General features: G+C 56.1%; 17 protein-coding genes. 11 read left to right on the forward strand and 6 right to left on the reverse strand.

Going from position 1 to position 21562, the window contains the following annotated elements; all coding sequences use genetic code 11:
* The first annotated feature begins 2 nt into the window (after positions 1-2).
* Together KGA97_RS07430 and KGA97_RS07435 are read left to right on the forward strand one after the other, a co-directional pair.
* Complete coding sequence (locus KGA97_RS07430; RefSeq protein ID WP_223480494.1) at positions 3-959, forward strand: alpha/beta fold hydrolase; 957 nt, start codon at positions 3-5, stop codon at positions 957-959.
* Between the two features lie 109 nt (positions 960-1068).
* Positions 1069-2445, forward strand: a complete 1377-nt coding sequence (locus KGA97_RS07435) for a VOC family protein (RefSeq protein ID WP_223480495.1) — start codon at positions 1069-1071, stop codon at positions 2443-2445.
* A 101-nt stretch (positions 2446-2546) separates the two neighbouring features.
* On the opposite strand, the gene KGA97_RS07440 is transcribed toward KGA97_RS07435, so the two are convergent.
* Positions 2547-3224 (reverse strand): type 1 glutamine amidotransferase domain-containing protein, encoded by a 678-nt coding sequence (locus KGA97_RS07440; RefSeq protein WP_223480496.1) that lies wholly within the window; start codon positions 3222-3224, stop codon positions 2547-2549.
* A 409-nt stretch (positions 3225-3633) separates the two neighbouring features.
* Here KGA97_RS07440 and KGA97_RS07445 point away from each other — a divergent pair, with 409 nt between their 5' ends.
* The 9 genes from KGA97_RS07445 (at position 3634) to KGA97_RS07485 (ending at position 15185) form a co-directional block, all read left to right on the forward strand.
* Positions 3634-4149 (forward strand): Hcp family type VI secretion system effector, encoded by a 516-nt coding sequence (locus KGA97_RS07445; RefSeq protein WP_007919523.1) that lies wholly within the window; start codon positions 3634-3636, stop codon positions 4147-4149.
* A gap of 131 nt (positions 4150-4280) precedes the next feature.
* Positions 4281-6335: a type VI secretion system tip protein VgrG gene (tssI, locus tag KGA97_RS07450; RefSeq protein WP_223480497.1), complete on the forward strand. Its 2055-nt coding sequence runs from the start codon at positions 4281-4283 to the stop codon at positions 6333-6335.
* The gene (locus tag KGA97_RS07455) at positions 6332-6904 is read left to right on the forward strand and encodes a DUF4123 domain-containing protein (protein ID WP_223480498.1); all 573 of its coding nucleotides are present in this window, start codon (positions 6332-6334) and stop codon (positions 6902-6904) included. Before tssI ends, KGA97_RS07455 begins: the two co-directional genes overlap by 4 nt.
* Positions 6904-9633, forward strand: a complete 2730-nt coding sequence (locus KGA97_RS07460) for a toxin VasX (RefSeq protein WP_223480499.1) — start codon at positions 6904-6906, stop codon at positions 9631-9633. Before KGA97_RS07455 ends, KGA97_RS07460 begins: the two co-directional genes overlap by 1 nt.
* The gene (locus KGA97_RS07465) at positions 9624-10565 is read left to right on the forward strand and encodes a hypothetical protein (protein ID WP_223480500.1); all 942 of its coding nucleotides are present in this window, start codon (positions 9624-9626) and stop codon (positions 10563-10565) included. Before KGA97_RS07460 ends, KGA97_RS07465 begins: the two co-directional genes overlap by 10 nt.
* Positions 10566-10875: 310 nt before the next feature.
* Positions 10876-11970: a DUF6708 domain-containing protein gene (locus KGA97_RS07470; protein ID WP_317848235.1), complete on the forward strand. Its 1095-nt coding sequence runs from the start codon at positions 10876-10878 to the stop codon at positions 11968-11970.
* Between the two features lie 22 nt (positions 11971-11992).
* Positions 11993-13042, forward strand: coding sequence for a hypothetical protein (locus tag KGA97_RS07475; protein WP_223480501.1), 1050 nt, complete (start codon positions 11993-11995; stop codon positions 13040-13042).
* A 26-nt stretch (positions 13043-13068) separates the two neighbouring features.
* Positions 13069-14172: a DUF6708 domain-containing protein gene (locus KGA97_RS07480; RefSeq protein ID WP_223480502.1), complete on the forward strand. Its 1104-nt coding sequence runs from the start codon at positions 13069-13071 to the stop codon at positions 14170-14172.
* Positions 14169-15185 (forward strand): DUF6708 domain-containing protein, encoded by a 1017-nt coding sequence (locus tag KGA97_RS07485; protein WP_223480503.1) that lies wholly within the window; start codon positions 14169-14171, stop codon positions 15183-15185. The genes KGA97_RS07480 and KGA97_RS07485 overlap by 4 nt, the downstream gene beginning before the upstream one ends.
* A 108-nt stretch (positions 15186-15293) precedes the next feature.
* Here KGA97_RS07485 and KGA97_RS07490 read toward each other — a convergent pair whose 3' ends face one another.
* The 5 genes from KGA97_RS07490 to KGA97_RS07510 all read right to left on the reverse strand — a co-directional run bounded on the left by KGA97_RS07490 (position 15294) and on the right by KGA97_RS07510 (position 21406).
* Positions 15294-16115 (reverse strand): VanW family protein, encoded by an 822-nt coding sequence (locus KGA97_RS07490; protein ID WP_223480504.1) that lies wholly within the window; start codon positions 16113-16115, stop codon positions 15294-15296.
* Between the two features lie 355 nt (positions 16116-16470).
* Entirely contained in the window at positions 16471-17049 is a 579-nt protein-coding gene (locus KGA97_RS07495; RefSeq protein WP_008043603.1) for a hypothetical protein, read from the reverse strand.
* 158 nt (positions 17050-17207) lie between these two features.
* Positions 17208-18275 (reverse strand): lipocalin-like domain-containing protein, encoded by a 1068-nt coding sequence (locus KGA97_RS07500; RefSeq protein WP_223480505.1) that lies wholly within the window; start codon positions 18273-18275, stop codon positions 17208-17210.
* Positions 18265-20736 (reverse strand): ABC transporter permease, encoded by a 2472-nt coding sequence (locus KGA97_RS07505; RefSeq protein WP_223480506.1) that lies wholly within the window; start codon positions 20734-20736, stop codon positions 18265-18267. The genes KGA97_RS07500 and KGA97_RS07505 overlap by 11 nt, the downstream gene beginning before the upstream one ends.
* Before the next feature lies 1 nt (position 20737).
* Positions 20738-21406 carry an ABC transporter ATP-binding protein gene (locus KGA97_RS07510; RefSeq protein WP_008043609.1) on the reverse strand — a complete coding sequence of 223 codons (669 nt, stop codon included), beginning with the start codon at positions 21404-21406 and terminating at the stop codon, positions 20738-20740.
* Positions 21407-21562: the final 156 nt, after the last annotated feature.

Consider the following 21562-nt stretch of genomic DNA (forward strand, 5'->3'; position numbering starts at 1 on the left):
TGATGCTTTTGTTGGTTGTCGCTATCGCGGTTTTCGCGGCCTGGAGCTGGTTGAGCTACCCGGCCATCGGTTATTGGCTCTATGACTTGAACATGGCGGCCGAAGCCAAGCTGTATCGGCTACACAAAATCGTCGTGCCCATCGCCGAAATGACCGTCTCGACCTGGCAAGGCGGGCCTTATGAAGCATCAAGCAGTGTGCTGATGCTCCACGGCTACAGCGCCGACAAGAATATCTGGCTGCGTTTTGCCCGGCACTTTGTCGGCACCTACCGGGTGATCATTCCCGACATCGCGGGGCATGGCGAAACCGGCTTCAAGGCCGGCGGCGGTTATGACATTCCCTTGCAGGCCAAACGAATGATCCAGTTGCTCGACGTCTGCGGCGTCGAGAAGGTCCACGTGATCGGCAACTCGATGGGCGGCTACATGGCAGCCTGGCTCGCGGCCACCTACCCGGAGCGCATCGCGTCGGTTGCGCTGATCGACCCGGCCGGTGTCACCGCCCCCGAAATCAGTGACCTGGAACGCCACCTGGCCCAGGGGCACAACCCGTTCCTGGTTCACTCCCGAGAAGAATTTCGGCGCTTCTACGCCATGACCATGGCCGAACCACCGTGGGTGCCCGGCGTGGTGCTGGACGCCATCGCCCAGCGTTATGAACAATCCCGGGATGAGTTGGCAGAAATCTTCAGCGACTTTCGCACCAGCCCGCCGATGGAGCCAAAACTGCCCGACATCAAGTGCCCGGCGCTGCTGCTGTGGGGGCGCAAGGACCGCTTGATCGATGTCAGTAGCGTGGCGATCTGGAGCAAAGGCATCGAGGATCTGCGTGTAGAAATCTGGGACGGCATCGGCCATATGCCGATGGTCGAAGAGCCAGGGAGCACGGCGCGGTTATATCGGGAGTTTTTGGCATCCCAACGCTCGGAAAGCCCTCAGGACCAGAGGATGCATTGAGCAAGCAGTCCTTGGAAGAATGAAGTCCGTAAGATTCTTCGTTTGTCGGCGGCGCTGAAGGCTGCGATCTTTTCTGCATCCTTTACGTCACCGCGCCAGGAATTTTTTCATGAGCCACCCGAGCTTTGTCAGCCCTGACCTGATCCGCCAACGCTTCTCCAAAGCGATGTCCGACATGTACCGCGAAGAAGTGCCGCTGTACGGCGCGCTGATGGAACTGGTGGAACAGACCAACCGCCATGTACTGGAGAGCGACCCGCAGATCGCCCGACAGTTGAACAGCACCGGCGAAATCCAGCGCCTGGACCTGGAGCGTCATGGCGCCATCCGCGTCGGCACTTCAGCTGAACTGGCCACCCTCGCCCGGCTGTTTGCGGTGATGGGCATGCAACCGGTCGGCTATTACGACCTGACCCCGGCCGGCGTGCCGGTGCATTCCACGGCGTTCCGCGCGGTGCATGAAGCCGCACTGCAGGTCAGCCCGTTTCGAGTGTTCACCTCGTTGCTGCGTCTGGAATTGATCGAAGACCTTGAGCTGCGCGCCTTTGCGCAATCGGTGCTGAATAAGCGCTCGATCTTCACGCCAAAAGCATTGAACCTCATTGATCGTGCCGAAACCGAAGGTGGCCTCACCGAGCCCGAGGCCCAGGACTTCGTCGAGCAAGCGCTGGAAACCTTCCGCTGGCACCACAGCGCGACGGTCACCGCCGAGCAGTACCAGAAACTCAGCGCCCAGCATCGCCTGATCGCCGACGTGGTGGCGTTCAAGGGGCCGCACATCAACCACCTGACGCCGCGCACGCTGGACATCGACATCGTGCAGGCGCAAATGCCGGCCCACGGCATTACCCCTAAAGCGGTGATCGAAGGCCCGCCCCGCCGGCAGTGCCCGATCCTGTTGCGTCAGACCAGTTTCAAGGCGCTGGACGAGCCTGTCGCCTTCACCGATCAGGCCGAAAGTCGCGGCAGCCACAGCGCTCGTTTCGGTGAAATCGAGCAGCGCGGCGCGGCGCTCACGCCTAAAGGACGAGCGCTGTATGACCGTTTGCTCAATGCTGCTCGCGACGAACTCGGGGACTTCCCCAACGAAGGCAACGCCGCACGCTATAACGCGCTGATGACGCAGCATTTCAGCGAATTCCCTGACACCGTCGAGGGCATGCGCCTACAGGAACTGGCGTACTTTCGCTATTTCGTGACGGAGAAAGGCGTCGGAGCGCCGGCGCTTAAATCCTCGTCTCTGGAAGATCTGCTCAGCGGAGGCTATTTGCGGGTTGAACCGCTGGTTTACGAAGATTTCCTGCCGGTCAGCGCGGCGGGGATTTTCCAGTCGAACCTGGGGGATGCCGCACAAACTCACTACGGCGAGCATTCGAATCGGCAAGCATTCGAGCAAGCCCTGGGACGATCGACCATCGATGAGTTGGGGTTGTATGCCGAGACGCAACGGCGTTCGATCGAGGAATGCTTCGCAACGCTCCGTTAATCCCCCCTTGTAGGAGCCGGCTTGCCGGCGATGGGGCCCTTGGATTTGTATTGCTCTTCAGGGCCTTATCGCCGGCAAGCCGGCTCCTACAAGGTTCGTGGTTATTTCAGCTTCGCCAGCAGCGCTTCAGCCGCCGCCTCGGACGACGCCGGATTCTGCCCCGTCAGCAGCAGACCATCGGTCACCACATAACTCGCCCAGTCATCCCCCTTGGAAAAAATCCCGCCCTTCTCCTGGAGCATGTCCTCCACCAGAAACGGCACCACATTGGTCAGTTGCACCGCCTCCTCCTCGGAGTTGGTGAAACCGGTCACACGCTTGCCTTTGACCAGCGGTTGGCCATCCGCGCCCTTGACGTGACGCAACACGCCCGGCGCATGGCAGACCAAAGCAACCGGCTTGCCCGCCTTGTAAAACGCCTCGATCAATGCGATCGAAACCTTGTCTTCAGCCAGATCCCACAACGGGCCATGCCCGCCCGGATAGAAAACCGCATCGTAATCTTCGGCTCGCACACTGCCGAGCAACGCGGTGGACGCCAATGCGGACTGGGCCGCCGGATCCTTGCGAAAACGCTCCGTCGCAGCGGTCTGCGCATCGGGCTCATCGCTTTTGGGGTCCAGTGGCGGCTGGCCTCCCTTGGGCGACGCCAGCGTCAGCTGAGCGCCGGCGTCTTTGAAAGCGAAATACGGTGCCGCGAATTCCTCCAGCCAGAAGCCGGTTTTCTTACCGGTATTGCCCAATTGATCGTGGGACGTCAAAACCATCAGGATTTTCATGTCGCGCTCCTTGAATGTGGGAAATGTACGGTTTTCTCAGCGCAGTTTTGACCACCCGGCTGCGCAGTTCGTTGCACTTGTTACACGGGTTCTCTCAGTGATGGCCAACCGCCTTGATGCGCAAGAAGTTGCGCAATCGACCGAGCAAATCCTCCGGTTTCACTGCACAACATCCGGCTAATCAGGGCCTCCAGCCGAGTGCGCAAGAAGTTGCGCAGTGCTGCGCAACTTCTTGCGCACATTACGCGTAGAGCCTTGCGCGGCGTTTCAAAAACAGTCGCAAAACAATCTCAACGCCTTGTTTTATATGGCTTTTATCGTTTGTGGCACGGACCTTGATAACAGTCATGCACCCACCGGGCGATACCGCCTCCCGGGCACCTTTATTTATTCAGCAAGGAGAGCATCCATGGCAACACCAGCGTACATGTCCGTTACTGGCGAAAAACAAGGCCTGATCACTGCCGGCGCCTTCACTGCCGACTCCGTTGGCAACACCTACCAGGAAGGCCACGAAGACCAGGTCATGGTTCAGGCTTTCAGCCACGACGTGATCATCCCGCGTGACCCGCAATCCGGCCAACCGACCGGTCAGCGCGTACACAAGCCAGTCGTGATCACGAAGGTCTACGACAAGGCTTCGCCTCTGCTGCAAGCGGCTCTGACCTCCGGCGAGCGCATGAGCGAAATCGTTATCCAGTGGTTCCGTACTTCGGCTCAAGGTACTCAAGAGCACTACTACACCACCAAACTGGAAGACGCGATCATCGTCGCCATCAACAACAAAATGCACAACTGCCAGGATCCAGGCAACTCGCACTTCACCCACCTGGAAGAAGTGCAGTTCACCTACCGCAAAATCACCTGGACCCACGAAGTATCCGGTACTTCGGGTTCCGATGACTGGCGTGCTCCAGTCGTTTAATTACGGCTGATCGTTACAAGCATCGGCCAGCTCTGCTGGTCGATGTTGTTTACGCCCCTCCAGAATTTCGCGTGCGTTGATCCGCTTTGCGGTTGTCGACGAACGCCGCTCCACAGCACGAGGAACAAGGGATGTTCGCGCCGGCCAATCAGACTCACTTTGCCCTGACCATCGAAGGTCTTTCCAGCGACTTCCAGGTTTTATCCCTGCAAGGTCGGGAAGCCATCAGCCAGCCGTTTGTGTTTGAGGTGGAACTGGTCAGTGAAAAGCCGTCCCTGGACCTCGAAAGCCTGCTGCACAAACCGGCCTTTTTGCAGCTCTCGCCCGACGGCAGCGGCATTCATGGCCAGATCTATCGCGCCGCCCAGGGTGATTCCGGCAAACGCCTGACCCGCTACGCGGTGACCCTGCGCCCGCAACTGTCCTACCTCGCGCACCGCATCAACCAGCGCATCTTCCAGAACCTCACGGTACCGAAAATCATCGGCCTGGTCCTCGAAGAGCACGGCATTCAGAGCAATGCCTACCAATTCAAAGTCGGGGCGATTTATCCCGAGCGCATCTACTGCGTTCAGTACGATGAATCGGACCTGCAATTCGTCCAGCGCCTGTGCGAGGAAGAAGGTATCCACTACCACTTCGAGCACAGCGCCACGGCCCACAAACTGGTGTTCGGCGATGACCAGACGGTGTTCCCGAAACTCGCGCCCGTGGCCTATCAGCAAGATTCCGGCATGGTCGCCAGCGACCCGGTGATCAAGCGCTTCGACCTGCGCCTGGAAACCCGCACCAGCCGCATCACCCGCCGCGACTACGACTTCGAAAAACCGCGCATCAACCTCGAAAGCGAACACCGTGGCGACGCCCTGCCCGACCTCGAAGACTACGACTACCCTGGTCGCTTCATCGACCGCGAACGCGGCAAGCACCTGGCCAAACGTGCCCTCGAACGTCACCGCAGCGACTTCCAGCTGGCCGAAGGCAAAAGCGATCAGCCGTTGCTGGTCAGTGGCCATTTCCTGGCTCTGACCCAACACCCGAAAGCTAAATGGAACGACCTGTGGCTGCTCACCGAAGTCCTGCACGAAGGCAAACAGCCGCAAGTGCTGGAAGAGTCGGTCACCAGCAGCACGACCAACCTGAAAGACGACTTCCATCAGGGTTATCGCAACCGCTTCCAGGCCACCCCGTGGGACGTGCCGAACCGCCCGCCGCTGACGCAGAAGAAACCGCGCATTCTCGGCAGCCAGAGCGCCGTGGTCACCGGGCCCAAAGGTGAAGAAATCCACTGCGATCAGTACGGCCGCGTCAAAGTGCAATTCCACTGGGACCGCGAAGGTCAGGCCGACGACAAGACCAGCTGCTGGCTGCGCGTCTCCTCCGCCTGGGCCGGTGCTCACTACGGCGGCATCGCCATCCCGCGAATCGGCATGGAAGTGCTCGTCACGTTCCTCGAAGGCGACCCCGACCAGCCGCTGATCAGCGGCTGCCTGTACCACAAGGAAAACGTCGTCCCGTACGCCCTGCCGGCGAACAAGACCCGCACCACCTTCAAAACCCTGAGTTCACCGGGTGGCGCAGGCTTCAACGAACTGCGCATCGAAGACAAGAAAGGCCAGGAACAGATCTTCCTCCACGCCCAGCGCGACTGGGACGAAAACGTCGAACACGACCAGAAGATCCGCGTCGGCAACGAACGCCACGACACCGTGGAGAAGAACAGCTACAGCGAATTCAAGGCCGAAGAACACCACACCGTTTATGAAGACCGCAAAGTCGAAGCCCGCGCCAACGACCACCTGACCGTGGGCGTGAACCAGCACATCAAGATCGGCACCGGGCAATTCATCGACGCGGGCCAGGAAATCCACCTGAGCAGCGGCATGAAAATCGTGCTCGAAGCCGGCAGCGAACTGACCCTGATCGGCGGCGGCAGCTTCATCAAGATCGATGCAGGCGGCGTCACCATGAGCGGGCCGGCGATCAACATGAACTCCGGTGGCGGACCGGGCAGCGGGACGGGGGCTGCGCCGATATTGCCGGGGCCGTTGAAGCAGGCGGATGCGGATAAGCCAGGCATGCCTATCGAGGCATTGGTAAAACAGAACATGGTGTTCAGGCAGACACCTTCGGGGGTCTGTGAAGTCTGTGAGGCAGCAAAAGCAGCGAAAGAGGCGCACAAATGACCAACATCAATGGCCGCAATGGATTTCTGCTGATGGATGGTGCGCATTTGGAAGATGCAGTGGTTTGGCTCTATCAAAACTACCCAAGCCACCAGCCGATGCCCCTGCTACTCGGAACACCTTACGAACCCATTGCCGAAGCCGGCCCCATTCTGCTCGACGCCCCGATGGGTAGTCCCGCTTATCAGGCGTGGTCGCATGCGGATGGAAACCTGAGTAACGGGATATGGTTGCAAACCCAGCAATCGGCTAGCCAGGTATTCAATACGTTACAGCGACGAATCCGAATCTACTCCCCGGATCGACGAGAGTTCTGGCTGCGCCTCGGTGACGCAGCACCGATACGACGAGCGTGGCTCGCAGGCGCAGTCTGGCCAATCGGCTTTTGGCATGGGATTGATTGCGTGTGGGTCAATCATGAAGGCACTGCGAAACGTGCGTGGGCAAATGAAAAACCCAAGGAAGATTGTGCCCCCAACGATAGCGGCATCAATGCGCAGATCGTTTTAACCTGGCCGTTGCTTGAGGCATTGGCACCTGATACCGATACATCACAGGAAGTCGTGTAATGACCCAACCTGCGCCAGCAAAAGCAGAATTCAAACCGGCCGGCTGCCCATTACTCACCGCCGTGATACCACTACGTTACGCCATTGGCCCAACGCCCAGCCTTGATGTCAGCGCAATGAATTTGCCGCCGCTTAACGGCAACTTTCCCGAGCTGGGTGACAAGAATGCGGTGACTCGTGGCAAGCCATTGAATTATGTCGCGCGCTTCCTCCGCAACGGTCACCTGTACGTATGGCAAACCTCCCCGGCAAAGCTGGTCGAGTTCACTGTCGAAAATACGATGCTGCAAGAAACCGCTCGCGGCGGCAAAGTCATCGATAAGAGTAAAAAGCCTTATTTGATGCTCCCAGCTGGTACACCGGCGATGCTCGCCTGGTCTCCTACGCAGTGGACCGATCAACAGTTCGCGGCGGCTAAATCAAAAGCCAGCACGCGCACGCGGGTGATGCGAGCGTTCACACCTGGCGCCGCCCCAGCCAGCGGTAAAGCAGAGGGCATTTATGACTTCATTGGCGACTACAAAGAGCCGGAAGGTTTTCAATGGAGTTGTGAGTCCTCTACCCAAAATGCGCCTAAATGGAAGCCAACCTTGCAGGCTATGCAACGCTGCGAGCAGCAGGCGTATGCCATTGCTGATGATGCGTGGGGTGTCTGGCATGACTTGGCTTTGCTAATCCGCACACAGCAAAAAACGTTTGAGGATCTACGTAAAAAAAGCGCTGAAGACTGGGCCATTGCTGGAACTCTAAAATCGCTAGGGGAAAATGATCCAAAGATCAAACAACTCCTACCCGGTGCAACTCGTTATTCCGAATTGCAAAAAATCTGGACACAGCAAGAATCTGCGGAAAAGCAATTTACCGCCGACATAAGACGCCATTCCGTGCTCTGGGACGACTGGTTCAAAACAAGACGAAGCAAAGGCCCTTCTTCGCTAGATACCGCGGCCGGTCATTACGACATTACCAATCCAGCAAAGCGTGTCGAGCTTGAAATGAACTTCGCATCCGCGTGCTTAGGGGCATCTATTTGCAGCGTTAGCGCTAAATCTATAGGGGAAGCGCTTGACCCTCAAAAAGAGACAACGGGAAGTCCGTGGTTGCTTTGGGCATTGCTAGGGTTGGGTCAGCGCCTTGGTATTGGAGAAGTGAAATCACTTGTCGATGTGTCGGATGGCATAAGAGATAACACCGCCAACATTGGCAAGGTCGCGGCAAGCATGGGCAGAGCACTGGACCTGTCCGCGATGATTAACAACGTGGCGAACAAACTGGCGCTTCGAAGTCCCGCCCCCGCGTCAGAGGCCCTTTTTGTTTCATTGGCACCTGTCGCAGGAATCGAACTGCACAACAATTCCAAACCTCCGAGCAGCGTTGCCAAGCTCTTTATGGGAGCAGCTTTAGGCCGAAGCGGTCAGCGAATGGAAACTGCTCAAGTAACCAATAAGCAGATTGGCGAGTGGTTGAGCGACCTGATGGAGACCCGTCCGACGAAGCCGATCGGAAAACTGAATTTAACGCCAGTAGCCTCTGCCATTCAGGATGCTCTACCCTTCTTTATTTTGGTTCCAGCACCGTCAACCAGCACTGCTGGAGGTAAGCTTCCATCCATTTCCGGATTGGTCACCCCGGAAACCAACCTAAAAAATCTCCTTGATCTGAGTAAGGATGGACTGAACAAGGCGCCTGTAAAGTGTGTTGTAGCACTAATGGCTGGTATCAACTTTGGCTGGAGCATAGCGGCGCTTGCTAAAGAACAAACAGCAAAAAACTACATCAGCTTCGCGGGGTCTATCGTTGGATCTGGTGCGGCTCTGACTGCAATTTGGCAACGTGTAGCGGAGGTAAACTGGGAGTCCATTGTGGCGTCAACTGGCAAAGAATCTGTCAGTTCACGCGTGGCTTTGACCAAAGTTCTGGGGTTGGCTGCGAACGCTGCAATTTTGCAATCCATGGTGTCAGGCCTTGATGTGATCGTATACGGAATCGAAGCTTTGGATGCGTTTCAGTCGGGGGATTTTGATACAGCCAGCATCAACGCTGGACTTGGTATGGCCTCTGGTGCAAATCTTGCGGTGTATGTTCAGACCTTCAGGGCTGTCCGCGCCGCGAGAGCGGCCGTGATCCTGGGTGAAGCAGCGGCAGTTGGCGGCGCCGTAAGCCGAGGCCCCCATCTAGCTCTCACAGCACTTGGGATATCAATTTTAATAATTGGAGGGTTGTGGGCACGTCTTTATACTCAAGACACTCCGTTAGAAAAGTGGATCAAGGGTACAAAATACGGATCGAGTCCTGCAGAATGGTCAAAAAACTATCAAAGCTCCATGTTGGAACTTTACAAAATCATTTTCCCTATTAGCTTCGATGCCTATCGGCTAAACGAACTGAATCCATATAGGGGCATGGTTGAAAGCACCTATTTAATCCTTCGATTGCCTGGTAAAAATGTGCTTACCGACGACATGATAATGTTCGAAGGAGAAGAGGTTTGGGGGGGGATTTTCGGCTATGGTGGAAAGCGTGAAAAAGTCAAATGGACCGGAAATAGCTTCGACCGACACGAAGGTACACGTGTAAAAACAGAAGCCGGTGTCGCAACGTACAGGCGCGTCTACCATACGGATCGAGAAGGTAGGGCATTGAATAGCATTAGCGGCAAACTGTCCTACTCACCGATGGAGGGGATGACATTACCCTCCATCGAAATTAAGGATATAGCATGGCTTTAAAAGATATCATTCAAGAAGCGCGTACCAAGTATGGCGAAGCGTCCAGTGTTGTTCTGACGGCAAATGAGCCCACCGGGCAAGCTCCGATGGAGCTCTTCATTACGGATGAACACACAGAAAACTATTTATCACTAAAAACCAGCGCCGATACTGATCGTGGACTGATCACTGGGCTGATGGCCCTAGGAGCTGTTCCTTGTCTACTCATGGCTATTTGGTTTTTTTCTACAGGAAAAACTGAAGGCGGAGTAAACGGACTTTTAGTTGGCCTGCCGATGCTTCTGATTCCATTTCTCTGGGAAATTCTCCGCCCACTCCCTCTACCGGTATTATTTAATCGGCGTACTAAAGAGATTTATTTCGACAACAACGGCGAACTATTTCACTCGCCATGGAATGTAGCCCAAGCGGTTGCTTGCGAGTTTCAGATGATCGGCCCTTATACTGCTGGTATAAACAATGCATCTCTTGAAGTGGTCGTCCAGCAATTTGACAAACCTCAGAACATGCTCATGGTTAGTCTTGGCAGCCCCACAGGAAAAACACTGGACATGCAAAAAGGATTTTGGGAATACATCCGATCCTACATGAACAACGGACCTTGGTTTGATAAAACCGGCGCTCACAGCCAGTCTGACGCCTTCGTTAAAAGCCAGTTAGAAGCAAACCTAAAGCAATCTGACTTTCTAAAACACACTCGCCAGACTATTGCTGAGAAAAAATCCACCTCCGCAGGAAAAAACTACCTGAGCGGCATTGATTTTGTAATGCTTTCAGCAAACTTATTCTTTTATCCTTCAAGCCGCATTCAAGACTTCACCTACAACATCGCTAAACGTAGGTCCCGTAATCGCTGGCCGAAAATCGTACTTGAGCGCTTGCAGTCGGATGGGCCATCTACAAAACTGGCTGACATTGAAAAGCAGGGATAACAACTGAAAATTTTTTGAAAAACATTGTGCTTGAACGGTTAAAACACAATGACCCTGCGACCACAATAAATTTATTTTTAAATACAGATGCTATTCCATAGAAGGTGCAAACGTACCGATCTGTCTCTTCTATCCCACAAAAACGGTCCAATACCCGCCTCAAGACACCCGTTCGGAGCCACGTCCCTAAGTGTGCAGATTCGTAAGGTACTTCCAGCGGTATCTATATTAATGACGTGCACCACAGTTGCTCTTGGCTACAAGTAACAAGCGACACGCTGTAGTTGTCCGATTTTTCGATTGAGCTAGCATGCCATCCAAACCAGAACATCAAGTCGAACTTGACCTCAAAAACCACCGCCCCATGGCGGGTGAAACTCGTCGTTTTGCCACGGGTGAAGCATTATTTTTCTCTCCGCTGCCAGTTCCTACCGGGCAAACCCCAATGGATCTCGGCGGCAGCTTCGTTGAAGTCAACGACACCTACCTGGACTTGGGCAGCAGCAACCTCACCAAATCTTTCCAAGCACGTTTAGCTGTTTCGCTTCCTACAGTCGTAGTTCTCGTTTGTCTGTTTGTTCTCCCAACCTTGATGGGCTTCGCAGCATTCATAAATCCATTCGGTAGAAGCTTTTGGTTTTACTTCAGCGATTTTTTTGAGTTTGGACTATCACTAGCGCTCTGGTGTGGAGGAGGAGCAGCGCTGATCGGCCTGTACGCGATTATCAGCACCACCAGAAGCAAAGCCCGTACCCGACCTATCCGATTTAACCGTCAGCGCCGAGAGGTCTGTTACTTCCCGGATGGTTCCGACGAACCAGTGATCCAGCCTTGGGAAGACACGGTTGCGTGGATCTCAGTCAGCACCGGATTTACAGGAGTAGGCGTAATCAGTAGCTACACCTTTGGCATGGCCATAGATAATCCCAAGGCCGATACGGTGCACTTTCTTACACAGGAGGTCATGACTCCTATTCATGGACTAGGCAAATGGGAAGCCATACGCGTTTACATGGAAAAAGGTCCAGAGTTCTGCCCTGGCAAAGCACCCTACGAAGGCCGTCACACCTTCGATAAAGAACGACAAGACATGCACGAGGAATACCAGCACAACGAGCGCTCAGCATTAGGCGTTGGCTGGTGGTACCTGACACACCTGATCACCTGGTGGCGCTTTCCGTACTGGGTGGCGGAATGGGATCATCGTTTCAGCATGAAATCTCTACCTGAATCCATTTCTGAGTGGTCGAAATCTCTTCCGCCTGAGCAGTGGGCGAAGCCAAGCCAAGCTTTGAAGGAGCAAAGCGCCAAGATCGAGAAGGCTTTCGCTCAGGGACAAGATTTCATGACTTACTTCAAGGCAAATCTAAACGCAAATGAGACAGAAGAATCGATAAATAACTGAATGGAAACGATGAGCCGCGTCCTTGAAGCATAAATACGACCGACTACCTCATGCCGGAGATTTTGAAAGTGACTCCGACACGGAGATTGTCTACTTATCACCTAGACCCGTCCCTACAGGGCTGTTGCCTTTCAGTGCGCGCCAACTGCACCGCTATGCCAATGAAGTTTTTTTAGACTTTGCTATTTCTCGAGGAAGCTTTGAGTTTATGGCCCGAGCTGGAATCGGGGCGGTGATGTTCCTGTTGATTTTTCTTTTTTTTACAACGGGGCTTGGATCTTGGATAAGAAGAGATGTAGAGCCGTTCTGGAGTAGTTGGCTGGATTTCTTTACAAGCATTGCGGTTTGGGGTTTTGTGGGTGCGCTTGCCACTCTTTACCTTTGCGTGTTTTTCTTTGCCATTCGCCAAGTCAGCAATCAACCTCCAGTACGTTTCAATCGCCAGCGCCGGGAAGTTGTTTTTGTTCCCAAGAAGGGAATGTCTCCTCGTTATGTTCCGTGGGAAGAAGTCATTGCGAGCGTTTCAGTGAGCAAGCTGATCACTCAATATGCTGTAATCCCCGAATTCAAACTGATGATCGGACTTCGTGACAAAAATGGCGATGTGCTTTGGGTCAGCGTTCCGAGCGGGAACTTGAACCAAGCCATAGCTGAGTGGGAGGCCATACGCGTCTATATGGAAGAAGGGCTTCAAGCATTACCTATGGGGCAATCAGATGAATTCGAAGCAGGTTCAGTCGCCTATTTCCATATGTGCAGACAAGGATATCGTTCTCATCATTCATTCCTTCGATATATATGGGGCTTTTTGACAATTCAGTTTTTCAGTGGCTGGACGATACCCTGCTACATCGCAGCCTGGATCAATAACCGCCCCAAAGCAGGATTCCCCAAGGAAGTACTGGATTGGTCACTATCACGTCCTATTGAAGAACATGCGGTACCTAGCGATGATTTGATGAAGGAAAGTGCTGAGATCCGAAAAGCATTTGCGAAAGGCCAGAACCTGCTGGATTACTTCAAGGTGAAATTTTCCGAACCGGCTCAAGAGCCCACAGTGGGCGCGTCCTAGGCCGAACACCCTTTATGGCTTTCCGAATGCCGCCTATCTCTGCGCAGTACGACGAGTTCGATACACAACAGCAGCGTCCTGTCGTCGGTGAAACTCGTCGTTTTGCTACTGGAGAGGCTCTATTTTTGTCGCCACTGCCGGTGCCTACCGGGCAAATTCCCATGGATCTCGGCGGAAGCTTCGTTGAAGTCAACGAGACATTCCTTGACGTGGGCAGTAGTAATTTCGGCAAGGCTTTCCAAGCCAGGGCAATGATTGGGCTCGGTATGATATTCATCTTCTCATGCCTGATTGTTCTGCCTTTGCTTGCAGGATCTACTACTTGGGGAAATCCATTTTCCGAATCCTTTTGGGACAGAGCTGCAGGTATGTTCCATTTCGGTGTGACCTTTAGTCTTTGGGGAGGAGGAATAGCCGCGCTTCTGGGTACTTACGTTATCTTGAGCACTACCAGAGCGAAGTCCCGCACCCGTCCAATTCGATTCAACCGCCAACGTCGTGAAGTCTGCTTCTTCCCCGAAGGTTCTGACGTTCCCGTCATTCAACCATGGGAAGAGACAGTATCTTGGCTCTCAATCAGTACAGGGGTTACTGGAGTGGGAGTAGCAAGCGCCTATACCTTTGGTATGGCGTTCGACGACTCCGGAGCTGACGTAGTGCACTTTGTGAGACAAGGCGTAATGACTCCTGCTCACGGCTTGGGTAAATGGGAAGCCATACGCGTCTACATGGAAAAAGGCCCAGAGCTCTGCCCTGGCAAAGCCCCCTACGAAGGCCGTCACACCTTCGATAAAGAACGACAAGACATGCATGAGGAATACCAGCACAACGAGCGTTCCGCTTTAGGCGTTGGCTGGTGGTACCTGACACACCTGATCACCTGGTGGCGTTTTCCGTACTGGGTAGCGGAATGGGACCATCGTTTCAGCATGAAGTCTCTACCTGAATCCATTGCTGAGTGGTCCAAACCCTTACCGTCTGAGCAATGGGCGAAACCGAGTTCAGCTTTGAACGAGCAAAGCGCAAAGATCGAAAAGGCCTTTTCTCAAGGACAGGACTTCATGACGTACTTCAAGGCCAACCTCAGCAAAACCGAGGCAAAAGAATCAGCGGATAGTTCGGCATTATGAGCGTAGATATCAAACAACCCGGTGATTGGCGGGACTTGAGCAATCAGCGCCCTGTCGCTGGTGAGACCCGACGTTTTGCCACTGGCGAGGCATTGTTCTTTTCACCACTACCCATTCCTACCGGGCAGACACCAATGGACTTGGGTGGAAGCTTTCTTGAGGTCAACGATACTTATCTCGATGTCGGTAGTAGCAACTTCAATAAGGCTTTCCAGGCCAGAGTGATGATCGCAAGTGTAATGCTCTTGTTGATTGTAAGTTTGATAGTAGGACCTTTTATCGCAGGCTTGATGAGTATCGGTGATCCCTACGACCGAACATTTATATACATTTTCAAAGAGTTTTTTCCCATGGGTGCTGCCATCGGTGCTTGGGGAGCGGCAGGCGCAGCGGTTTTAGGACTGTATGCGGTGATCAGTACCACTCTCAATAAATCCAAGACCCGCCCCATCCGCTTCAATCGCCAACGCCGCGAAGTCTGTTTCTTCCCCAACAACTCCGACGACCCCGTCATCCAGCCATGGGAAGAACTGGTCGCCTGGCTCTCAGTCAGTACCGGTTCAACCGGCGAAGGCATCATCAGCACTTACACCTTTGGCATGGCATTCGACGATCCCAAGTCCGACACAGTCCACTTCGTAAACCAAGGTGTAGCAACACCCATCCATGGCTTGGGCGAGTGGGAAGCAATCCGCGTTTATATGGAAAAAGGACCGCAGTACTGCCCCGGCAAGGCGCCTTACGAAGGCCGCCATACCTTCGATCAAGAGCGTGCCGATATGCATGAGGAATACCAACACAACGAGCGCTCGGCGCTCGGCGCTTGGCGTTGGCTGGTGGTACCTGACACACCTGATCACTTGGTGGCGTTTCCCTTACTGGGTTGCAGAGTGGGACCATGGCTACAGTATGAAAGCGCTGCCGGACTCGATTGCAGACTGGTCGAAACCACTGCCGCCGGAGCAATGGGCAACGCCAAGTGCCGAGTTGGTTGCACAGAGCGCCAGGATTGAAAAAGCCTTTGCTCAGGGCCAGAGCTTCATGGAGTATTTCAACGCCAGTAAGCACCCGATGCAAAAAACAAGTTAAGAAAAACGGGCGATCAAATTATCGCCCGTTTTTTATGCACGTTCAGCCAATAAACTCTCTTCAACCTCATACTTGACCACCACCCGATTCTTATAAAGCCGCGCACTCTCCAACACCCGACTCTCCTGCCCCTTGCTCCTCACATCCCGCCAGATTTCATTCTCCCGAAACACCCGCCCGCATTCACGCACAAACCGGTGTTCCCGTTGATAAACGTGATACCGAAACGCCCGGACCTGGTCACACAACAACTCCCCCTCCAACTGCTGCTCAGCCACTTTCAACTTCAACTGAAAGTGCCGATCTGTCGGGTTGTGCAGCACCAGGTCGATGTAGTTGTAAAAGATCGCCGCCCCGGAACCGAATGGCAGCACGCGCCCCTCGTCAGGAAATGGGTCGAAGCTGTGATTCGATCGTTCGACTACCAGCAGCGGGGAGTGAATCGCCATCCAGTGGATCAGGTTGCTTAGTTGGCAAATCCCGCCACCGACGCCGCTGCGTGCTTCACCAAAGGACAGTTCCATGCCTTCGACGTAACCGCGTTTTCGGGTCGGTCGGCCGACCAGACGGCAGAAGGAAAAGTATTCACCGGGGCCAATGACCACGCCGTCTATTGAAGCCACCGCCAATTTCAGGTTCACGACTTTGTTGTGTTGCAGCTGCACATCGGAGTTGCCGAGTTTGCGGATCAGTTTGGAGGTGTGTTTGAGGTATCGGTACGGCAAGCGCTCAAAGGTGTCTTTCGGGCGAGCGTAACGTTTGCGGGAGAAGCGCCATGCCAGTTGGCGGAACAGTCTTTTTTGCCACACGCGCAGCCAGTAGAGGGCCGGGTGATAAAGGGAGAGAGGTTTCATCCGTGTCAGAACGGCGGCTGCCGTTTTCATCCTTTATAAGAAATGCTGGGCATCCTATCGGATTTATGCAGTGCATATTGCACTTGAAGAAGGTGTTCGCCCAGTGTAATGGCCTCGGCAATCCATGCACTGGTAAAGAGCCCTGACACTGGGCGAACGGGAGGGATTTTAATAGAAGTTGGCGGATATGTCCGTGTGCATAAACATGAAATTTGTGTACACAATGTTTAACAAAATGTCGATTGCAATATCACGCCGACAACTTTTTAAACCCACCAGTTAGACCATTAATTCTGATCATTCCTATACAAGAAACTGTACAGGAATGATCAAGCTGTAGAGCCAAGACTCAACTTTAGTGTTGAGTGGTCACTTTCAATACATCGGTATAGGTCACGACGACGCTCTGCCCTACTTTCAAGTCTTTCAGTTTTTTCTGAACTTCAGGTTTTTCAACGTTGATGGTTTTCGAGTGTCCGCGGGGCCCCTTGAAGGTCACCTGATTTTTCGCCACATCAATTTTGGTGATTTGCAGTTGTACCTGCACCTGACGGAAGGCTTCACCCCCAGGGTTGGGGTCGTCTTTGGTGGCGCGGATTTCTCCGGTGCGTTCGGTAGAGCCCGGCAGACCTTTGTCGACATCGGTGTCGAGGTAAGCGGCAACCGAGCGGATAACCTCGACAGTGACCTTATCACCGACCTTCAGGTTACCCAGATTCTTGGCCTTGTCGCTCAGTTGTACATTCACCTCACGGCCTTCAGCACCTTCAAGGACGACTTGATGGTTGGCGGCGTCTACGGCCAGGACTTTGGTCGTGACTTGATCGGCTTCAACGACGGCAGACAACGGAATGTCCGCTGCCACGGCGCTGAAGCTGACAGTGGACAGCACGGTGGCGAGGGTGATGGCTTTGGTCAGAGCATGAAGTTTCATAAGCGGAACATTCCCTGTGGTGGATGGCAGCAGACGGCTCTGAATCGAGGTTCGGCGCCGTCTGTGCCACTGAGCATAGACGCTGTTCAGCGATTGTCCGCCGTCTCTTGCACGGGTGGACGCGGTATTTCGAGGCACGCGCTGTCGAGAGCTGCGGCTCAATACCCGGTCATTTCCAGATAGCCCTGCCCCGCGTGACTGCCGCTCAGGCGCACGGGGCCTTCCCAGTATGGAATGCGCAAACTCATCCAGGCATTGCGATTGAGGGCATCGAGGGTGATGTCGAGGTGCTTGGCGGGGATTTTGATTGACCAGCGAACCGGCATCGAACGACCGGCAACTGTCGCGGTGTCTTGTGGTGTGAGGGTGATGTCGGCGGCGTGCAATAACTGAGTCTGGCCCTGCGCGTCGATCCAGGTGCCGGTGAGATACGGCTCGCCGTTTTTCTGCCGCATGCGGTACAGCATGACCTGTTCGCCGCTGTCCAGGTGCAGGGAAAACCAGTCCCAACCTGTCTGATTGGCGGTCAGTGGCTGGCTGCTCCACTCGCGGTCAAGCCAGGCTGGACCGCTGACCTGATAGGCCTTGCCGTCGATATCCAACGTGCCGCGGGCCTGGAAAAACGGCTGGCTGTAGTAGTACGACGCCTGGCCCTGTTCGGATTTCTGACTGAAACCCTTGTCGCCCTGAAGCACCAGTGGACGCGTGGACGTCAGCCGCAGCTGGTAGCTGAACGCCTTGTCGCGGGCACTGAGTTGAAGCTCCGCCAGAGGATCGGCGCCCTGGCTGCTGAATCGCCAGTCGTCGATCCACGCATTGAACGGGTCAAGACTCACCCCCGCCTGACCAACGCCGCCCCGGGAATAGCGCTCGGCAGCATGATGCACCGTGGCAGACGTCACCGCAGCATGCCCCAACCAGATCACCTGATTGCCCCACCCCGCCACCTCGGGCGCGGCTTTCAACGCACTGCGAAACAGCGTCCATTGCACGCCGAACTCGCGGCCCTGATCGTCCTTGAGGTTAGCCGTGACGTACCACCACTCGATCCGAAAGCCATCGTGGGGACCGTGATCCGTCGGGAAGCTGAACACCCGGCCGGGCACTACCGGTGTGAACGCGGCGGCTTCACCTCCGAGCCCGGCGAAGCCTTTTTCAACCGGCGCCGTGTCATCGCAGCCGCTCAAAAAAAGTGCCAGCAACAACGCGCCGAGCTTAATCCTCATGAGCAAACGTCCTCAGCAGGTCCGCCGGTTGCGAGCGATACAGCGCGTACAGCGGCCACGCCGACGCCAGCAAGGTCGCGAACAACGCCAGCCCCATCAACTGCAACAGCTGCAACGGAAAGACCCGCAACGGCAGGCGCCAGCCGAACGCCTGAACGTTGATCACCGTGTCCAGGCACCACGCCAGCGCGATGCCCAACGGCAACGCCAACATCAGCGTCAGCACTGCCAGCAGCCAGGTTTGCCCGAGGTTGAGCAGCATCAATTGCCGGCGCGTCACGCCCAGCGCCCACAGGGGCGCGAGTTGTCCGAGGCGGCTCTGACTCTGGGTCAGCAGGCTGATGAACAGCGCCACGCCCGCAACTGCGAGGGTCAGGCTGTTCAGCGCGGCAGTGGCGGCGAAGGTGCGTTCGAACACTTGCGTGGACCAGCCCTTGAGCCGGGCCTGATCGACGATGCGACTGTCATCGAGGGCGAAGCGCGCTTGCAGGGTTTGCAGGAACGGCGCAATCAACGGCGGGTCGATGCGCAGGTTGAAACGGTTCGGCGTCAGTTGCGGCCAGCCGCGCAGCAGGTGATTGACGTTGACCAGGAGGTGGCCCTTGGGGTTGCCGTAATCGGCGTAGATCCCGACGATTCGCGGCGACCAGGGGCCCGCCGGTGTGGGAATCGTCAGGTGGTCGCCCAGATGCACTTTCAACCGCCGCGCCAGTTGTTCGCTGAGCATCAAGGCGTCGTCCTTGGCCAGCCGGTCCCACGGGTTGTCGCCCAAGGCCTCCAACAGCGGCCAGTGCTGGCGATAGGTCGGGTGATCGATCACGCCGAACACGTCCGCCGGCCAGCCTTGCAACTGGATCGACACCTGCCAGTTGGGCAGCACCGCGCTGAGGGAGGGTTGCTGTTTGAGCCAACTCTGCAGTTCTCGGGCCTGGGCCGGATTTTGCGGGTTCACGTACAGCTCGGCAGTCAGGCGTTGTTCGAGCCAGTTGCTGAAGGTCTGGCGGAAACCGGCGGTCATGCTGCCGGCGCCGATGTTCGCCGCCAATGCCAACAGCAGCGCCATCAGCGCCAGGCTCAGGGCCGGCAGTTGCTGGCGGCAATCGGCGAGAAACCATTGGCCGAGCACCGAGCGGCTGCGCTGCAGCGTCAGGTTCAGCACGCTGTTGAGCACCACCGGCAGCGCCAGTGCGGCACCGATCAACAATGCCGCCATCAGCACAAATCCACTGGCGAGGCTGTCGCCCCGGATCAGCGCCAGTAACGCGATCACGCCGGCAATCGCCGCGACCCACGCCTGGCGCCGCAACCAGCGTGCGTGAGCCTGATGCCAGGCTTGCGGATCGGCCAGGGCCAGCAACGGCAGACGCGCCGCCCGCAACAAACTGTTGGCACCGGCCAACAACGCGCCGAACAGGCTCAAGCCGACGCCACTGAGCCACCACCATGGACTGAGGCTTAACTGCCCCGCCACTTCGGCACCGTACAAACCGCGCAAACTCGCAGCGACATCCGGCAGCAGCACGCTGGCCAGCAGGTAGCCGCTGGCAACGCCGGCGAGGCCGCCGATCAGTGCCAGGCCGCCCAGTTCAACGGCGAGGCAAGCGATCAACATCCGTGCGCTGACACCACAGGCGCGCAAGGTTCGCAGCAGCCCTCGGCGTTGTTCCAGCGCCAGCCCGATGGCCGCGTGAACGATGAACAGGCCGACCACGAAAGACAGAAAACCCAAGGCATCGAGGTTCAGATGAAAACTTTCGGTGAGGCGCGAGAGGTTGTTTTCTTCGCCGCTGCTTTTGAGTTGGAGCTGGCTTTTGAACTGATCCGGCAAGGTGGCGGTGAAATCCTTGGGCAGCAGCAGACGAGACAGTTGCTCCGGCAGCCCCAGAATCTGCTGGGCGAAGCCGATATCCACCAGCAACACGCCGGGGGCCATGTCGGTTTGTACATGCAGCGGCGGCAAGGCGGCACCGCTCAACGTCAACGGCTGCTCGCCTTCGCGCATGCCCAACGCTTGCAACGTCTGCGGCGAAATCCAGGTGCTGCCCGGCGGGCTGAAAAACCGGACGATCTGCTCAATGTCCAATGCCCGCCCGGCCACCGCTGACCCGGCCGGCAGCGACACCGGCTCGATGCCCATCAGTTGCAAGCGCTGGTCTTCATGGCCCTTGAGCGTCACCCGCCCTTGCAGCACCGGCGACACCGGCCAACCGGCGCGGCGCAGTTCGATAAACAATGACTGAGAAAAAGTCCCGCCACCGGGTGCGCTGAGGCTGGCCTGCGGCTCACCGCCGATCAACTGACTGGCTCGCGCGTAACTTTCCCGCGCCTGACTGTTGAGCGCCTGCACACCGGTCAGCAGGCTGGTGGCCAGCCACAGCCCGGTCAGCACACTGAAAAACTGCACCGGGTGCTGCCGCCAATGGCTGAGCAGCGCCCGCAACGTCTCGCGAAAGACCCTCACCTCAGTGCTCGTCCGCGCCAGCCAGACGGCCACGGTGCAGCACCACTTTTTCAGCCAGCCGCGCGGCCACTCTCGGGCTGTGGGTGACCATCAACAACGTCGTCGGACTGTCGTCGAGCAGTTCCAGCAACAACTTCAGCACTTCATCGCTGGTGGCTTCATCGAGGCTGCCGGTGGGTTCATCGGCCAGCAGCAATTTGGGTTGCGATGCCAGCGCCCGGCCCAGCGCGACTCGCTGTTGCTGGCCGCCGGACAACTGCTCGGGATAACGCCGCAACACATCGCCCAGGCCCAGACGCTTGACCAGATGCGCCTGCCAGCGCGCATCATGCCGCCCCGCCAGCCGCGCCTGGAACGCCAGATTGTCCTCCACGCGCAAACTGCCGATCAGGTTGAACTGCTGGAACACCAGGCCGATTTCGGTGCGTCGCCAGTTCGCCAGTTGCCCTTCATTCATCCGTTCTAGCTGATGTTCACCACTGCGGATACTGCCGCTATCGACCTTGTCCAGCCCGGCGATCAAATGCAGCAAGGTGCTTTTGCCGCTGCCCGACTCGCCCATCAGCGCCAGGCTGCTGCCGGATTTCAGCGTCAGGTCGACACCTTGCAACACCGAAAGCGGACCTTGCGGAGTGGCGTAGCTTTTGAAAACGCCTTGGACCGAAAGCATGGGTGAACCTGTTTGAGGGGCGTGGGCAAAGAATAGCGGCCGCGGAAGTGGAGTTGGGACAAATTTCAGGTTTGCACAGGCTGTAAGGGCCCCATCGCGAGCAGGCTCGCTCCCACATTGGATCTTCGTTGCGCCAAAGATCAAGGTGGGAGCGAG

The sequence above is a fragment of the Pseudomonas sp. BF-B-15 genome (genome assembly GCF_019946675.1).
In the GTDB taxonomy this organism is placed as follows: Bacteria; Pseudomonadota; Gammaproteobacteria; order Pseudomonadales; family Pseudomonadaceae; genus Aquipseudomonas; species Aquipseudomonas migulae.

What these genes read in the sequence shown, in the direction of transcription:
- KGA97_RS07430 (WP_223480494.1), top strand. Translation starts at nt 3, where the DNA reads ATGCTTTTGTTGGTTGTCGCTATCGCGGTTTTCGCGGCCTGGAGCTGG.
- KGA97_RS07480 (WP_223480502.1), top strand. Translation starts at nt 13,069, where the DNA reads ATGCCGCCTATCTCTGCGCAGTACGACGAGTTCGATACACAACAGCAG.
- KGA97_RS07440 (WP_223480496.1), bottom strand. Translation starts at nt 3,224, where the DNA reads ATGAAAATCCTGATGGTTTTGACGTCCCACGATCAATTGGGCAATACC.
- KGA97_RS07470 (WP_317848235.1), top strand. Translation starts at nt 10,876, where the DNA reads ATGCCATCCAAACCAGAACATCAAGTCGAACTTGACCTCAAAAACCAC.
- KGA97_RS07490 (WP_223480504.1), bottom strand. Translation starts at nt 16,115, where the DNA reads ATGAAACCTCTCTCCCTTTATCACCCGGCCCTCTACTGGCTGCGCGTG.
- KGA97_RS07465 (WP_223480500.1), top strand. Translation starts at nt 9,624, where the DNA reads ATGGCTTTAAAAGATATCATTCAAGAAGCGCGTACCAAGTATGGCGAA.
- KGA97_RS07500 (WP_223480505.1), bottom strand. Translation starts at nt 18,275, where the DNA reads ATGAGGATTAAGCTCGGCGCGTTGTTGCTGGCACTTTTTTTGAGCGGC.
- KGA97_RS07510 (WP_008043609.1), bottom strand. Translation starts at nt 21,406, where the DNA reads ATGCTTTCGGTCCAAGGCGTTTTCAAAAGCTACGCCACTCCGCAAGGT.
- KGA97_RS07435 (WP_223480495.1), top strand. Translation starts at nt 1,069, where the DNA reads ATGAGCCACCCGAGCTTTGTCAGCCCTGACCTGATCCGCCAACGCTTC.
- KGA97_RS07455 (WP_223480498.1), top strand. Translation starts at nt 6,332, where the DNA reads ATGACCAACATCAATGGCCGCAATGGATTTCTGCTGATGGATGGTGCG.
- tssI (WP_223480497.1), top strand. Translation starts at nt 4,281, where the DNA reads ATGTTCGCGCCGGCCAATCAGACTCACTTTGCCCTGACCATCGAAGGT.
- KGA97_RS07485 (WP_223480503.1), top strand. Translation starts at nt 14,169, where the DNA reads ATGAGCGTAGATATCAAACAACCCGGTGATTGGCGGGACTTGAGCAAT.
- KGA97_RS07445 (WP_007919523.1), top strand. Translation starts at nt 3,634, where the DNA reads ATGGCAACACCAGCGTACATGTCCGTTACTGGCGAAAAACAAGGCCTG.
- KGA97_RS07460 (WP_223480499.1), top strand. Translation starts at nt 6,904, where the DNA reads ATGACCCAACCTGCGCCAGCAAAAGCAGAATTCAAACCGGCCGGCTGC.
- KGA97_RS07495 (WP_008043603.1), bottom strand. Translation starts at nt 17,049, where the DNA reads ATGAAACTTCATGCTCTGACCAAAGCCATCACCCTCGCCACCGTGCTG.